Genomic DNA, 14,337 nt, shown 5'->3' on the forward strand with positions numbered 1-14,337 from the left:
ATGGCCGAAATCAAGAACTACACGCTGAACTTCGGACCCCAGCACCCCGCAGCGCACGGCGTGCTGCGCCTGGTGCTCGAGCTCGACGGTGAAGTCATCCAGCGCGCCGATCCGCACATCGGCCTCTTGCACCGCGCGACCGAGAAGCTCGCCGAGACGCGCACCTACATCCAGTCGCTGCCCTACATGGACCGGCTCGACTACGTCTCGATGATGAGCAACGAGCACGCGTACTGCCTTGCGATCGAGCGGCTCATGGGCCTCGACGTGCCGATCCGCGCGCAGTACATCCGCGTGATGTTCGCCGAGATCACGCGCCTCCTGAACCACCTGCTGTGGCTGGGCGCGCACGGGCTGGACTGCGGTGCGATGAACATGCTCATCTACTGCTTCCGCGAGCGCGAAGACCTGTTCGACATGTACGAGGCGGTCTCGGGCGCGCGCATGCACGCGGCCTACTTCCGTCCGGGCGGCGTCTACCGCGACCTGCCGGATGCGATGCCGCAGTACAAGGTCAGCAAGATCAAGAACGCGAAGGCGATCGAGCGCCTGAACGAAAACCGCCGCGGCTCGCTGCTCGACTTCATCGACGATTTCTGCAAGCGCTTCCCGAAGATGGTCGACGAGTACGAGACGCTGCTCACCGACAACCGCATCTGGAAGCAGCGCACCGTCGGTATCGGCGTGGTGACGCCCGAGCGCGCGCTGAACCTCGGCTTCACGGGCCCGATGCTGCGGGGCTCGGGCGTCGAATGGGATCTGCGCAAGAAGCAGCCCTACGACGTCTACGATCAGATGGAATTCGACATTCCGATCGGCAAGACCGGCGACTGCTACGACCGCTACCTCGTGCGCGTCGAGGAAATGCGCCAGGCCAACCGCATCATCCAGCAGTGCTCGGCCTGGCTGCGCGCCAACCCGGGCCCGGTGATCACCGACAACCACAAGGTGGCTGCGCCGGCGCGCGAATCGATGAAGGCCAACATGGAGGAGCTGATCCACCATTTCAAGCTCTTCACCGAAGGCTTCCATGTGCCCGAAGGCGAGGCCTATGCCGCCGTCGAGCATCCCAAGGGCGAGTTCGGCATCTATCTCGTGAGCGATGGCGCCAACAAGCCCTACCGGCTGAAGATCCGCGCACCGGGCTTCCCGCATCTGGCGGCGCTCGACGAGATGTCGCGCGGCCACATGATTGCCGACGCGGTCGCGGTGATTGGCACCATGGACATCGTGTTCGGCGAGATCGACAGGTGAGCGAACGAATGACCACCCACAGCAGCAACCAGGCGCCGCTTTCGGCCGCCACGCTGGAGCTTTTTGCGCGCGAGGTCGCCAAGTACCCGCCGGCAGGCAGGCAGTCGGCCGTGATGGCCTGCCTCGCGATCGTGCAGAAGGACGAAGGCTTCGTCAGCGTGCAGCGCGAGCGCGAGATCGCCGCGTACCTCGGCATGGCGCCGATCGCGGTGCACGAGGTCACGACCTTCTACAACATGTACAACCAGCGGCCGGTGGGCAAGTTCAAGCTCAACGTCTGCACCAACCTGCCGTGCCAGCTGCGCGACGGCGCGGTGGCGCTGGCCCATCTCGAGAAGAAGCTCGGCATCCACATGGGCGAGACCACGCCGGACGGCATGTTCACCCTCCAGCAGAGCGAGTGCCTCGGCGCCTGCGCCGATTCGCCGGTGATGCTGGTCAACGACCGCACCATGTGCAGCTTCATGAGCAACGAGAAGCTCGATCAGCTGATCGACGGCCTGCGTACCTCGACGCCGGAGGGCGCGCAATGATGACGCCCGAGCAAGTGCTTTCGCAGTTCCAGGCCACCGGCGTCCAGACCTGCTTTCACAACCGCCACATCGAGCCGCAGATCTATGCCGGCCTCGACGGCACCAACTGGCGCCTGGCCGACTACGAAGCGCGCGGCGGCTACAAGGCGCTGCGCAAGATCCTCGCCGAAGGCATGACGCCCGAGCAGGTGATCGCCGAGGTCAAGGCCTCGGGCCTGCGCGGCCGCGGCGGCGCGGGCTTCCCGACCGGCCTCAAGTGGAGCTTCATGCCGCGCCAGTTCCCGGGCCAGAAGTACCTGGTCTGCAACTCGGACGAGGGCGAGCCAGGCACCTGCAAGGACCGCGACATCCTGCAGTTCAACCCACACATCGTGATCGAGGGCATGGCCATCGCCGCCTATGCGATGGGCATCAGCGTGGGCTACAACTACATTCACGGCGAGATCTTCCAGACCTACGATCGTTTCGAGGAAGCATTGGAAGAAGCGCGCGCCGCCGGCTATTTGGGCGACGGCATCCTCGGCAGCAGCTTCAACTTCCAGCTGCATGCGTCCCACGGCTTTGGCGCCTATATCTGCGGCGAGGAAACCGCCTTGCTCGAGTCGCTGGAAGGCAAGAAGGGGCAGCCGCGTTTCAAGCCGCCGTTCCCGGCCAGCTTCGGCCTCTACGGCAAGCCGACCACCATCAACAATACCGAGACCTTCGCGGCGGTGCCGTGGATCATCGTCAACGGTGGCCCGGCGTATCTGGAATGCGGCAAGCCGAACAACGGCGGCACGAAGATCTATTCGGTCAGCGGCGACGTCGAATTGCCCGGCAACTACGAAGTGCCGATGGGCACGCCGTTCTCGAAGCTGCTCGAGCTCGCAGGCGGCGTGCGCAAGGGGCGCCAGCTCAAGGCCGTGATTCCCGGCGGTTCGTCTGCGCCGGTGCTGCCGGCCTCGATCATGATGGAGTGCACGATGGACTACGACTCCATCGCCAAGGCCGGCTCGATGCTGGGCTCGGGCGCGGTGATCGTGATGGACGACAGCCGTTCGATGGTCGAGTCGCTCAAGCGTCTCTCGTACTTCTACATGCACGAGTCCTGCGGCCAGTGCACGCCGTGCCGCGAAGGCACGGGCTGGCTCTGGCGCGTGGTGGACCGCATCCACAACGGCCACGGCAAGCCGAGCGACATGGAGCTGCTCAATTCGGTGGCCGACAACATCCAGGGCCGCACCATCTGCGCGCTCGGCGACGCGGCCGCGATGCCGGTGCGCGCCATGATCAAGCACTTCCGTCACGAGTTCGAGGCCTTGATTGCCAAGGACGCCCTCACCCCGGCCCTCTCCCAGGGGGAGAGGGTGAGCAAAGAAGCGCGGAGCGCTTAAACACATGATCGAAATCGAACTCGACGGCAAGAAGGTCGAAATCGTCGAAGGCAGCATGATCATGCATGCGGCCGACAAGGCGGGCACCTATATCCCGCACTTCTGCTATCACAAGAAGCTCAGCATCGCGGCCAATTGCCGCATGTGCCTGGTCGACGTCGAGAAGGCGCCCAAGCCCATGCCGGCCTGCGCCACGCCGGTGACGCAGGGCATGATCGTGCGCACCAAGAGCGACAAGGCGATCAAGGCCCAGCAGTCGGTGATGGAGTTCCTGCTGATCAACCATCCGCTCGATTGCCCGATCTGCGACCAGGGCGGCGAATGCCAACTGCAGGACCTGGCCGTCGGCTACGGCGGCTCGTCCTCGCGCTACGAAGAAGAAAAGCGCGTGGTCTTCCACAAGGACGTGGGCCCGCTCATCAGCATGGAAGAGATGAGCCGCTGCATCCATTGCACGCGCTGCGTGCGCTTCGGCCAGGAAGTGGCCGGCGTGATGGAGCTCGGCATGTCGCATCGCGGCGAGCATGCCGAGATCGAGACCTTCCTCGGCGATTCGGTGGACTCCGAGCTCTCGGGCAACATGATCGACCTCTGCCCGGTGGGTGCGCTCACGAGCAAGCCCTTCCGCTACAGCGCCCGCACCTGGGAGCTCTCGCGCCGCAAGTCGGTGAGCCCGCACGATTCGACCGGCGCCAACCTGATCGTCCAGGTCAAGAACAACCGCGTGATGCGCGTGGTGCCGCTCGAGAACGAAGACGTCAACGAATGCTGGATCGCCGACCGCGACCGCTTTTCGTACGAGGCACTGAACGGTCCCGAGCGCCTGACCCAGCCCATGCTGAAGCAGGGCGGCCAGTGGCAGCAGGTCGACTGGCAGACCGCGCTCGAATACGTGGCCAACGGCCTGAAGCAGATCAAGGCCGACCACGGCGTGCAGAGCATCGGTACGCTCGCGAGCCCGCACAGCACGCTCGAAGAACTGCACCTGGCCAAGCTGCTGACGCACGGCCTGGGCAGCGGCAACATCGACTACCGCCTGCGCAACGCCGAGTTCAACGCCTTCGAAGGCGTGCGCTGGCTCGGCACCTCGATCGCATCGCTGTCGCAACTGCAGCGCGCGCTCGTGATCGGCAGCAACCTTCGCAAGGATCATCCGCTGTTTGCGCAGCGCATTCGCCAGGCGGTGCGCAAGGGAGGCGAGCTGAGCGCGCTGACCTCGCCCGATCTGCTGGCCGATGATGAAGCCTGGGCCATGCCGGTGGCGAATGCCGTGCGCGTGCCGGCACAGGACTGGGTGGACGCGCTGGCCGAGATCGCCGGCGCCGTGGCCGCCAGCACCGGCGCCGCGGCGCCGGTGGCCGGCAGCGATGCGCCCGGTGATGCTGCCAAGGCCATCGCGGCGTCGCTGCTTGGCGGCGAGCGCAAGGCCATCCTGCTCGGCAATGCGGCCGCTCACCATGCCGAAGCCGGCACGTTGCTGGCGCTGGCGAACTGGATCGGCGCCCAGACCGGGGCCAGCGTCGGCTATCTCACCGAGGCCGCCAACACGGTCGGCGCGCAGCTAGTCGGCGCGCTGCCCGCCGAAGGCGGGCTGAATGCAGGAGAGATGCTTCGCGGCGCGCTCAAGGCGGTGCTGTTGCTCAATACCGAACCGGTGTTCGACTCGGCCGCCGGTGCCGCCGCGGCCGACGCGCTCACGCACGCCCAGATGGTCGTGACGCTGAGCCCCTTCAAGGCCAACCTCGAATTCAGCGACGTGCTGCTGCCGATCGCGCCTTTCACCGAAACGCCGGGCACCTTCGTCAACGCGGAGGGCCGCGTGCAGAGTTTCCATGCGGTCGTGAAGCCGCTGGGCGAAACACGCCCGGCTTGGAAGGTGCTGCGCGTGCTGGCCAACCTGCTGGGCCTTTCGGGCTTCTCCTTCGAATCGACGGCCGAGGTGCTGGCCGACATCGGCGCAGGCGCCAGCGTGCCGGCCGACAAGCTGAGCAACGCCACTGCGGCCCGCTTCGACGGTGAACGCGCGTCTCATGCCACGCCGCCGGCGGTTGCCGGCATCTACCAGCTCGATTCCATCGTTCGCCGCGCGCCGTCGCTGCAGCTGACCGCGGACGCTCGCGGGGTTCGCAATGCCGCCGCGCAGGAGGTGCTCGCATGATCGACACCCTGCACGGCTTCGGCCAGGGCCTGGTCGCGGCGCACTGGTGGACCGGCCTCGCCTGGCCGGTGATCTGGACCCTGATCAAGATCGTCGTCGTGGTGCTGCCGCTGATGGGCGCGGTGGCCTACCTCACGCTGTGGGAGCGCAAGGCCATCGGCTTCACGCAGATCCGCCTCGGCCCCAACCGCATCGGCCCCCTGGGCTTGCTGCAACCCATCGCCGACGCGCTCAAGCTCCTGACCAAGGAAATCATCCTGCCCACGGTCGCGAACAAGGGCCTGTTCCTGCTCGGCCCGATCATGACCATCATGCCGGCGCTGGCCGCCTGGGCCGTGATCCCGTTCGGTCCCGACGTCGCGCTGGCCAACATCAATGCCGGCCTGCTGTTCGTCATGGCCATCACTTCGCTGGAGGTCTACGGCGTGATCATCGCGGGCTGGGCCTCGAACTCGAAGTACGCCTTCCTCGGCGCGTTGCGCGCCTCGGCCCAGATGGTCAGCTACGAGATCGCGATGGGCTTCTGCTTCGTCGTCGTGCTCATGGTCTCGGCCAGCCTCAACATGACCGACATCGTGATGGGGCAGGGCAAGGGGCATTTCGCCTCGATGGGCATCGGCTTCCTGTCGTGGAACTGGCTGTCGCTGCTGCCGATCTTCCTCGTCTACTTCATCTCGGGCCTGGCCGAAACCAACCGCCATCCCTTCGACGTGGTGGAAGGCGAATCGGAAATCGTCGCCGGCCACATGATCGAGTACTCGGGCATGAGCTTCGCGATGTTCTTCCTGGCCGAGTACGCCAACATGTGGCTGGTCTCGATCCTGTGCGCCGTGCTGTTCCTCGGCGGCTGGCTGCCTCCCTTCGACTTCCTCGGCTTCATCCCGGGCTGGATCTGGCTGGGCATCAAGACCTTCGTCGTGGTCACGATGTTCCTGTGGGTCCGCTCGACCTTCCCGCGCTTCCGCTACGACCAGATCATGCGGCTCGGCTGGAAGATCTTCATTCCGGTCACGCTCGTGTGGCTGGTGGTGGTCGGCGCCTGGATGCAGACCCCGTACAACATCTGGAAATAACTGGAATCGCCATGTCTGCGCACACCGCAACCTCGCCGGCGCCGTTCTCGCTCAAGGACTTCCTGTCCAGCTTCATGCTGGTCGAGTTGTTCAAGGGCCTGGCGCTCACCGGCAAGTACGCCTTCAGCCGCAAGATCACCGTGCAGTTTCCCGAAGAGAAGACGCCGCTGTCGCCGCGCTTCCGCGGCCTGCATGCGCTGCGCCGCTACGAGAACGGCGAGGAGCGCTGCATCGCGTGCAAGCTCTGCGAGGCAGTCTGCCCGGCGCTTGCGATCACGATCGAATCGGACGTGCGCGACGACGGCTCGCGCCGCACCACGCGCTACGACATCGACCTGACCAAGTGCATCTTCTGCGGCTTCTGCGAAGAGAGCTGTCCGGTCGACTCCATCGTCGAGACCCACATCTTCGAATACCACGGCGAGAAGCGCGGCGACCTGTACTTCACCAAGGACATGCTGCTGGCCGTGGGCGACCGCTACGAAAAAGAAATCGCTGCCAACAAGGCGGCGGATGCCAAGTACCGCTGAGGCGGCACGGCCCGAACCTCACAAAAACGAACCCGATCCATGGACGTCAAGACCGGCCTATTCTATCTGTTTGCCGCGGTGCTGCTTTTCGCGGCCTTCCGTGTCATCACCGCGCGCAACCCCGTGTACGCTGCGCTCTACCTGGTGCTTGCATTCTTCCAGGCATCGGCCATCTGGCTGCTGCTGCGCGCCGAGTTCCTGGCGATCTCGCTGGTGCTCGTCTACGTCGGCGCGGTGATGGTGCTGTTCCTGTTCGTCGTGATGATGCTCGACATCAACGTCGATGCGCTGCGCGAGGGCTTCTGGAAGCACTTTCCGCTCGCAGCCGGCGTCGGCGCGCTGATCGCGCTCGAAATGGCCGCGGTGCTGATGGGCGGCTTCCGCCTCGCCGAACCGAAGACCGCCATGGCCTCCGGCCCCGGCACTTCCAACACGCTCGAGCTCGGCAAGCTGCTCTACACCGAATACCTCTACCCGCTGGAGATCGCTGCCGTCATCCTGCTGGTCGCCATCGTCGCGGCCATCGCGCTCACGCTGCGCACCCGCAAGGACAGCAAGTACGTGAACCCGGCCGACCAGGTGCGCGTGAAGGCGCGCGACCGCGTGCGCATCGTGCAGATGCCCGTCACGCGCGCGGCGCCGCCTGTGGCTCCAGAAACACCGGCAGCCGGGGAGACCAAGGCATGACGCTCACGCTCGGACATTTCCTCTCGCTGGGTGCGATGCTTTTCGCGCTCTCGGTGATCGGCATCTTCCTCAACCGCAAGAACCTGATCGTGCTTTTGATGTGCATCGAGCTGATGCTGCTTGCGGTCAACGTGAACTTCGTCGCCTTCTCGTACTTCCTGGGCGACATGCACGGCCAGATCTTCGTGTTCTTCATCCTGACCGTGGCCGCGGCCGAGTCGGCCATCGGGCTGGCGCTGCTGGTCCTCTTGTTCCGCAACAAGTCGAACATCAACGTCGACGAACTCAACGCGCTCAAGGGCTAGGACTGACATATGAGCGCAACACTTTCCGCATCCGCACTGCTGGCCGTGCCGCTGGCGCCCCTGGTCGGCTCCGTCCTGGCCGGCCTGTTCGGCACCAAGTTCGGCGGCAACCACATCGGCCGCCGCATCACCCATTCGCTGACCATCCTCGGCGTCTTCATCTCCTTCGTGATCTCGGCCATGACGCTCAAGAGCGTGGTGGCCGACGGCGCCCGTTTCAACGCCACCATCTACGAATGGATGGTGGTCGGCGGCCTCAGGATGGAAGTCGGCTTCCTGGTCGACGGCCTCACCGCGATGATGATGTGCGTCGTGACCTTCGTCTCGCTGATGGTGCACATCTACACCATCGGCTACATGGAGGAAGACGAGGGCTACAACCGCTTCTTCGCCTACATCTCGCTTTTCACCTTCTCGATGCTGATGCTCGTGATGAGCAACAACATGCTGCAGCTGTTCTTCGGCTGGGAAGCTGTGGGCCTGGTGTCCTACCTGCTGATCGGCTTCTGGTACAACAGGCCGAGCGCGATCTTCGCCAACCTCAAGGCCTTCCTGGTCAACCGCGTGGGCGACTTCGGCTTCATCCTCGGCATCGGGCTGATCGCCGCCTATGCCGGCACGCTGAACTACGCCGAAGCCTTCGCCAAGGCCGACGCGCTCGCCAAGCTGAGCTTCCCCGGCACCGAGTGGATGCTGATCACCGTGATCTGCATCTGCCTGTTCATCGGCGCGATGGGCAAGAGCGCGCAGTTCCCGCTGCACGTCTGGCTGCCCGATTCGATGGAAGGCCCGACCCCGATCTCGGCGCTGATCCATGCGGCGACCATGGTGACGGCCGGCATCTTCATGGTGGCGCGCATGTCGCCGCTGTTCGAGCTCAGCGACACGGCGCTTTCCTTCGTGCTCGTGATCGGCGCCATCACCGCGCTCTTCATGGGCTTCCTGGGCATCATCCAGAACGACATCAAGCGCGTGGTCGCCTACTCGACGCTCTCGCAGCTCGGCTACATGACCGTGGCACTCGGCGCCTCGGCGTACTCCGTCGCCGTGTTCCACCTGATGACGCATGCCTTCTTCAAGGCGCTGCTGTTCCTCGGCGCCGGCTCGGTGATCATCGGCATGCACCACAACCAGGACATCCGCTGGATGGGCGGCGTGCGCAAGTACATGCCGATCACCTGGATCACCTCGCTGGTGGGTTCGCTGGCGCTGATCGGCACGCCGCTGTTCGCGGGCTTCTATTCCAAGGACAGCATCATCGAAGCCGTGCACGAAAGCCACCTCTGGGGCGCCGGCTTCGCGTACTGGGCGGTGCTGGCTGGCGTGTTCGTCACCGCCTTCTATTCGTTCCGCATGTATTTCATGGTGTTCCACGGCAAGGAGCGCTACGACCAGAATCCCGAGAACAATCACCACGGCGACGATGCGGAGCCGGATCCGCACGGCCACCACCACGATCACAGCGTGCCGCACGAGTCGCCCTGGGTGGTCTGGCTGCCGCTGGTGCTGCTGGCCATTCCCTCGGTCGTGATCGGCTACATGACGATCGATCCGATGCTCTACGGCGGCTTCTTCAAGGACGCAATCATCGTCGACGAGAGCAAGCACCACGCGATGAAGGAGCTGGCCGAAGCCTTCCACGGCCCGATGGCGATGGCCCTGCACGGCCTCACCGCCGCGCCGTTCTGGCTCGCCCTGGCCGGCGTGGTGATGGCCTGGTACATGTACCTCGTCAATCCGGCGCTGCCGGCGGCGATCAAGCGCGCCTTCGGCCCCGTCCATCGGCTGCTCGACAACAAGTACTACATGGACTGGATCAACGAGCATCTCATCGCGCGCGGCACGCGCGCGCTGGGCACCGGCCTCTGGAAGGGCGGGGACCAGGGGGTCATCGACGGTGCCATCGTCGACGGCTCATGGAAGGCGATCGGCCGCGTCGCCGGCGTCATGCGCTGGATGCAGTCCGGCTACATCTACCACTACGCATTCGCGATGCTGATGGGCATCTTCCTCCTCATGACGTACTTCGTCTGGTTCAACAGGTAAGCGCAAAGCGCCGGAGATAAAACAAAAATGGGTTTGTTGAGCCTTGCCATCTGGGTGCCGATCGCGTTCGGCGCCGCGCTGTTGGCCTTCGGTAAAGACGAGCATGCGAACGGCGTGCGCTGGATGGCGCTGGTCGGTTCGATCGCGAGCTTCCTGGTCACCATTCCGCTGTACACGCGCTTCGAGAACGGAACCGCCGCGATGCAGTTCGTCGAGAAGGGAAGCTGGATCGAGCGCTTCAGCATCCACTACCACGTCGGTCTCGACGGCCTGTCGCTGTGGCTGGTGCTCCTGACGGCCTTCATCACGGTGATCGTGGTGATCTCCGCGTGGGAGGTGATCACCGAGCGCGTCAACCAGTACATGGGCGCCTTCCTGATTCTCTCGGGCCTCATGATCGGCTCCTTCTCGGCGCTCGACGGCATCCTGTTCTACGTCTTCTTCGAAGCCACGCTGATCCCGATGTACCTGATCATCGGCATCTGGGGCGGTCCCAACAAGATCTACGCGGCCTTCAAGTTCTTCATCTACACGCTGCTCGGCTCGCTGCTGATGCTGGTCGCGCTGATCTACCTGTACAACAAGTCGGGCGGCAGCTTCGACATCCTGAGCTGGCACAAGCTGCCGCTTCCCGCGGGCGCGCAGACCTTCCTGTTCTTCGCCTTCTTCGCGGCCTTCGCGGTCAAGGTGCCGATGTGGCCGGTCCACACCTGGCTGCCCGACGTGCACGTCGAGGCGCCCACGGGCGGCTCGGCTGTGCTGGCCGCGATCATGCTGAAGCTCGGCGCCTACGGCTTCCTGCGGTTCTCGATGCCGATCGCGCCCGATGCCGCGCACGAATGGGCCTGGCTCATGATCGGCCTGTCGCTGATCGCGGTGATCTACGTCGGCCTGGTGGCGCTGGTGCAGCAGGACATGAAGAAGCTGGTGGCCTATTCGTCCGTGGCGCACATGGGCTTCGTGACGCTGGGCTTCTTCATCTTCAACGATCTCGGCGTGTCGGGCGGCATCGTGCAGATGATCGCGCACGGCTTCGTCTCGGGCGCGATGTTCCTTTGCATCGGCGTGCTCTACGACCGCGTGCATTCGCGCCAGATCGCCGACTATGGCGGCGTGGTCAACACCATGCCCAAGTTCGCGGCCTTCGCGCTGCTGTTCGCCATGGCCAATTGCGGCCTGCCCGCCACCGCCGGCTTCGTCGGCGAATGGATGGTGATCCTCGGCGCGGTCAAGGCCAACTTCTGGCTCGGCCTGGGTGCCTCCACGGCGCTGATCTTCGGCGCCGCCTACACGCTGTGGATGTACAAGCGCGTCTACCTCGGGCCGGTGGGCAACGACCATGTGAAGGAACTGAGCGACATCAATGCGCGCGAATTCCTAATGCTGGCTTTGCTGGCGGCCGCGGTGCTGTGGATGGGCATCTACCCCAAGCCCTTCACCGACGTGACGAACGCCTCGGTGGCGGAACTGCTGCGCCACGTGGCGACGCCCAAGCTGCCTCAATGAGTCCAAGCTGAACAAGAGAACGAGATGATTGACAAACTCAGCTGGATGACGATCTATCCCGAGGCGGTGCTGCTGGTCATGGCCTGCATCATCGCGCTGGTCGATCTGTCCACCACCAGCACGCACCGCACGCGCACCTACGTGCTGACGCTGCTCACGCTTGCCGTGGTGGCCTTCCTCACCGCGCTCCAGGCGAGCGAGGGCAAGACCCACTACGGCTTCGCCGGCATGGTGGTGAGCGATCCGATGGGCAACTGGCTCAAGTGCTTCGCCACGCTGGCGCTGATGGTCACGCTGGTCTACGGACGGCCCTATGCGGCCGACCGCGGCATGCTGAAGGGCGGCGAGATGTTCACGCTGAGCATGTTCGCCTTGCTCGGCATCTTCGTGATGATCTCGGGCAGCAACTTCCTCCTGATCTACCTCGGGCTCGAGCTGCTCACGCTGTCGAGCTACGCGCTGGTCGCGCTCAGGCGCGACAACGCAGTGGCCAGCGAAGCGGCGATGAAGTACTTCGTGCTCGGCGCCATGGCCAGCGGCTTCCTGCTCTACGGCATGTCGATGATGTACGGCGCGACCGGTTCGCTCGACATTAACGAGGTGTTCAAGGCCATCGCCAGCCGCAAGGTCAACCACCAGGTGCTGGTGTTCGGCCTGGTGTTCATCGTCGCCGGCCTGGCTTTCAAGGTCGGTGCGGCGCCTTTCCACATGTGGGTGCCCGATGTCTACCAGGGCGCGCCGACCGCCGTCACGCTGATGATCGGCGCGGCGCCGGAGCTCGCCGCCTTCGCGATCATCATCCGCCTGCTGGTGGAAGGCCTGCTGCCGCTCGCGATCGACTGGCAGCAGATGCTCGCCTTGCTCGCCATCGCGTCGCTCCTGGTCGGCAACCTCGCGGCCATCGCGCAGACCAACCTCAAGCGCATGCTGGCCTATTCGACCATCGCGCAGATGGGCTTCATGCTGCTGGGCCTGGTGGCGGGCGTGGTCAACAACAACACCTACAACGCGCAGTTCGCCTACAGCGCCTCGATGTTCTACATCGTGACCTACGTGCTCACGACGCTGGCGAGCTTCGGCATCATCCTGCTCCTGGCGCGCGAAGGCTTCGAGAGCGAGGAGATCACCGACCTCGCCGGCCTCAACCAGCGCAGCCCGCTCTATGCCGGCGTGATGGCGGTGGCCATGTTCTCGCTCGCGGGCATTCCGCCGCTGGTCGGCTTCTATGCCAAGCTGGCCGTGCTGCAGGCGCTGATCGCGTCGGGGCAGGGCATCTACATCGCGCTGGCCGTGGTCGCGGTCGTGATGTCGCTGATCGGCGCCTTCTATTACATCCGCGTGGTCAAGGTCATGTACTTCGATGCGCCGGTCACCGCGAGCACGGTGTCTGCGCCGCGGGACGTGCGGGCCGTGCTGACCGTCAACGGCGCGCTGATCCTGGTCCTCGGCATCGTGCCGGGTGGCCTCATGACGCTCTGCGCGCAGGCCATCGTGGCCACGCTGGCGAACTAGGCTTCATCCTAGGTGTCGCAGGGCGCATCGATCTGGGTCGTGCTGCTGGTGGCCCTGGCGGCGGCCAATCTGCCCTTCGTCAACGAACGGCTGTTCGGGCTGGTGCCGCTGTCCGCGCGCACCAAGTCGCTGGGCCTGCGACTGGCCGAACTCCTGCTTCTCTATTTCGTGGCCGGCGGCGTCGGCCTCCTTTTCGAGCGCCGCGCCGGCCAGATCGCGTCGCAGGGGTGGGAGTTCTACGCCGTCACCGGTGCGCTCTTCATCGTGCTGGCCTTCCCCGGCTTCACCTGGCGCTATCTGCTCAAGCATCGGAAATGACATGGACGACGCACATCTGAGGGAAGAGGGCACGAACAGCGAGCTGCTGTTCAAGGGCAATTTCCTGCACGCCAAGCGCGACACCGTGCGCCTGCCCGACGGCAAGAGCGCGACGCGCGAATACGTGATCCATCCCGGCGCGGTGGTGGTGGTGCCGCTGCTCGACGACGGCCGCGTCGTGCTCGAGCGTCAATACCGCTACCCGATCGGCCGCGTGATGACCGAATTCCCGGCCGGCAAACTCGATGCCGGCGAAGACCCACTTTTCTGCGGTCAGCGCGAACTGCTCGAAGAAACCGGCTACAGCGCGCGCGAATGGGCCCACGCCGGCGCCATGCACCTGGCGGTGGCGTACTCGACCGAGATCATCCACATCTATTTCGCGCGCGGCCTGTCGCTCGGCGACCGGCAGCTCGACCACGGCGAATTCCTCGATGTCATCACGGCCACGCCGGGCCAACTGTTCGACTGGTGCCGCGACGGCACCGTGTCCGACGCCAAGACGCTGACCTGCACGCTCTGGCTGCAAAACGTCCTGTCGGGCGCATGGGCGCTCGACTGGCAAACGCCCGCCTTGCCCGCCGGCGCCTGATAATCCGGGCATGAAGGTTCTCAACCTCCAATGCGTCCACGGCCACGGCTTCGAGGGCTGGTTCGCGTCCAACGAGGCGTTCGAGACGCAGCTTGCCGGCGGCCTGGTCTCGTGCCCGATCTGTGCCGACACGGCCATCACCAAGCTGCTGGCCGCGCCGCGCCTGAATCTCGGCAGCCCCAAGCCGCCCGCCGAAACGCCGACCGTCCCTGCGGTTGAAAATTCGCCCGAAGCGCGCTGGATGCGCGCGGTGCGCGAGGTGATGGCCAAGACCGAAGACGTCGGCGAACGCTTCGCCGACGAGGCGCGCAAGATGCACTACGGCGAGGCCGAAGAGCGCGGCATCCGCGGCCAGGCCACGCGCGAAGAGGCGCAGACCCTGCTCGACGAGGGCATCGCGGTGTTCTCGCTTCCGATCCCGCCGGCGCTTAAAGAGACATTGCAGTAGCA

14 protein-coding genes are annotated in these 14,337 nt (G+C 64.9%); all 14 read left to right on the forward strand.

Annotated features, from left to right (window positions below; all coding sequences use genetic code 11):
* The 14 genes from AC3A6B_RS15670 to AC3A6B_RS15735 are packed head-to-tail and all read left to right on the forward strand — an operon-like array spanning position 1 to position 14,335.
* A complete protein-coding gene (locus tag AC3A6B_RS15670) occupies positions 1–1,254 on the forward strand; it encodes an NADH-quinone oxidoreductase subunit D (RefSeq protein WP_487837604.1) in 1,254 nt (417 codons plus the stop codon).
* An 8-nt stretch (positions 1,255–1,262) separates the two neighbouring features.
* Positions 1,263–1,787 carry an NADH-quinone oxidoreductase subunit NuoE family protein gene (locus AC3A6B_RS15675; protein WP_487837605.1) on the forward strand — a complete coding sequence of 175 codons (525 nt, stop codon included), beginning with the start codon at positions 1,263–1,265 and terminating at the stop codon, positions 1,785–1,787.
* Positions 1,787–3,160, forward strand: a complete 1,374-nt coding sequence (gene nuoF, locus AC3A6B_RS15680; RefSeq protein WP_487837606.1) for an NADH-quinone oxidoreductase subunit NuoF — start codon at positions 1,787–1,789, stop codon at positions 3,158–3,160. The genes AC3A6B_RS15675 and nuoF overlap by 1 nt, the downstream gene beginning before the upstream one ends.
* 4 nt (positions 3,161–3,164) lie before the next feature.
* Positions 3,165–5,318 carry an NADH-quinone oxidoreductase subunit NuoG gene (gene nuoG / locus AC3A6B_RS15685; protein ID WP_487837607.1) on the forward strand — a complete coding sequence of 718 codons (2,154 nt, stop codon included), beginning with the start codon at positions 3,165–3,167 and terminating at the stop codon, positions 5,316–5,318.
* On the forward strand, positions 5,315–6,391 hold the full coding sequence (nuoH, locus tag AC3A6B_RS15690) for an NADH-quinone oxidoreductase subunit NuoH (protein ID WP_487837608.1): 1,077 nt from the start codon (positions 5,315–5,317) through the stop codon (positions 6,389–6,391). Before nuoG ends, nuoH begins: the two co-directional genes overlap by 4 nt.
* Positions 6,392–6,402: 11 nt before the next feature.
* Complete coding sequence (gene nuoI, locus AC3A6B_RS15695) at positions 6,403–6,921, forward strand: NADH-quinone oxidoreductase subunit NuoI (RefSeq protein WP_093102433.1); 519 nt, start codon at positions 6,403–6,405, stop codon at positions 6,919–6,921.
* A 39-nt stretch (positions 6,922–6,960) separates the two neighbouring features.
* A complete protein-coding gene (locus AC3A6B_RS15700; RefSeq protein ID WP_214692663.1) occupies positions 6,961–7,608 on the forward strand; it encodes an NADH-quinone oxidoreductase subunit J in 648 nt (215 codons plus the stop codon).
* Entirely contained in the window at positions 7,605–7,913 is a 309-nt protein-coding gene (nuoK, locus tag AC3A6B_RS15705) for an NADH-quinone oxidoreductase subunit NuoK (RefSeq protein ID WP_086922746.1), read from the forward strand. Before AC3A6B_RS15700 ends, nuoK begins: the two co-directional genes overlap by 4 nt.
* 9 nt (positions 7,914–7,922) lie before the next feature.
* A complete protein-coding gene (nuoL, locus tag AC3A6B_RS15710; protein ID WP_487837609.1) occupies positions 7,923–9,959 on the forward strand; it encodes an NADH-quinone oxidoreductase subunit L in 2,037 nt (678 codons plus the stop codon).
* Between the two features lie 27 nt (positions 9,960–9,986).
* Positions 9,987–11,465, forward strand: a complete 1,479-nt coding sequence (locus AC3A6B_RS15715; RefSeq protein ID WP_487837610.1) for an NADH-quinone oxidoreductase subunit M — start codon at positions 9,987–9,989, stop codon at positions 11,463–11,465.
* A 24-nt stretch (positions 11,466–11,489) separates the two neighbouring features.
* Positions 11,490–12,977, forward strand: a complete 1,488-nt coding sequence (nuoN, locus tag AC3A6B_RS15720) for an NADH-quinone oxidoreductase subunit NuoN (protein ID WP_487837611.1) — start codon at positions 11,490–11,492, stop codon at positions 12,975–12,977.
* Between the two features lie 12 nt (positions 12,978–12,989).
* Positions 12,990–13,295, forward strand: coding sequence for a DUF2818 family protein (locus AC3A6B_RS15725; protein ID WP_126836764.1), 306 nt, complete (start codon positions 12,990–12,992; stop codon positions 13,293–13,295).
* Position 13,296: 1 nt separating this feature from the next.
* On the forward strand, positions 13,297–13,887 hold the full coding sequence (locus AC3A6B_RS15730; RefSeq protein ID WP_487837612.1) for an NUDIX domain-containing protein: 591 nt from the start codon (positions 13,297–13,299) through the stop codon (positions 13,885–13,887).
* Positions 13,888–13,897: 10 nt separating this feature from the next.
* Positions 13,898–14,335, forward strand: a complete 438-nt coding sequence (locus tag AC3A6B_RS15735) for a DUF1178 family protein (protein WP_487837613.1) — start codon at positions 13,898–13,900, stop codon at positions 14,333–14,335.
* The last annotated feature ends 2 nt before the right edge of the window (positions 14,336–14,337 follow it).

The organism is Variovorax sp. Soil_C_33 (assembly GCF_057656935.1).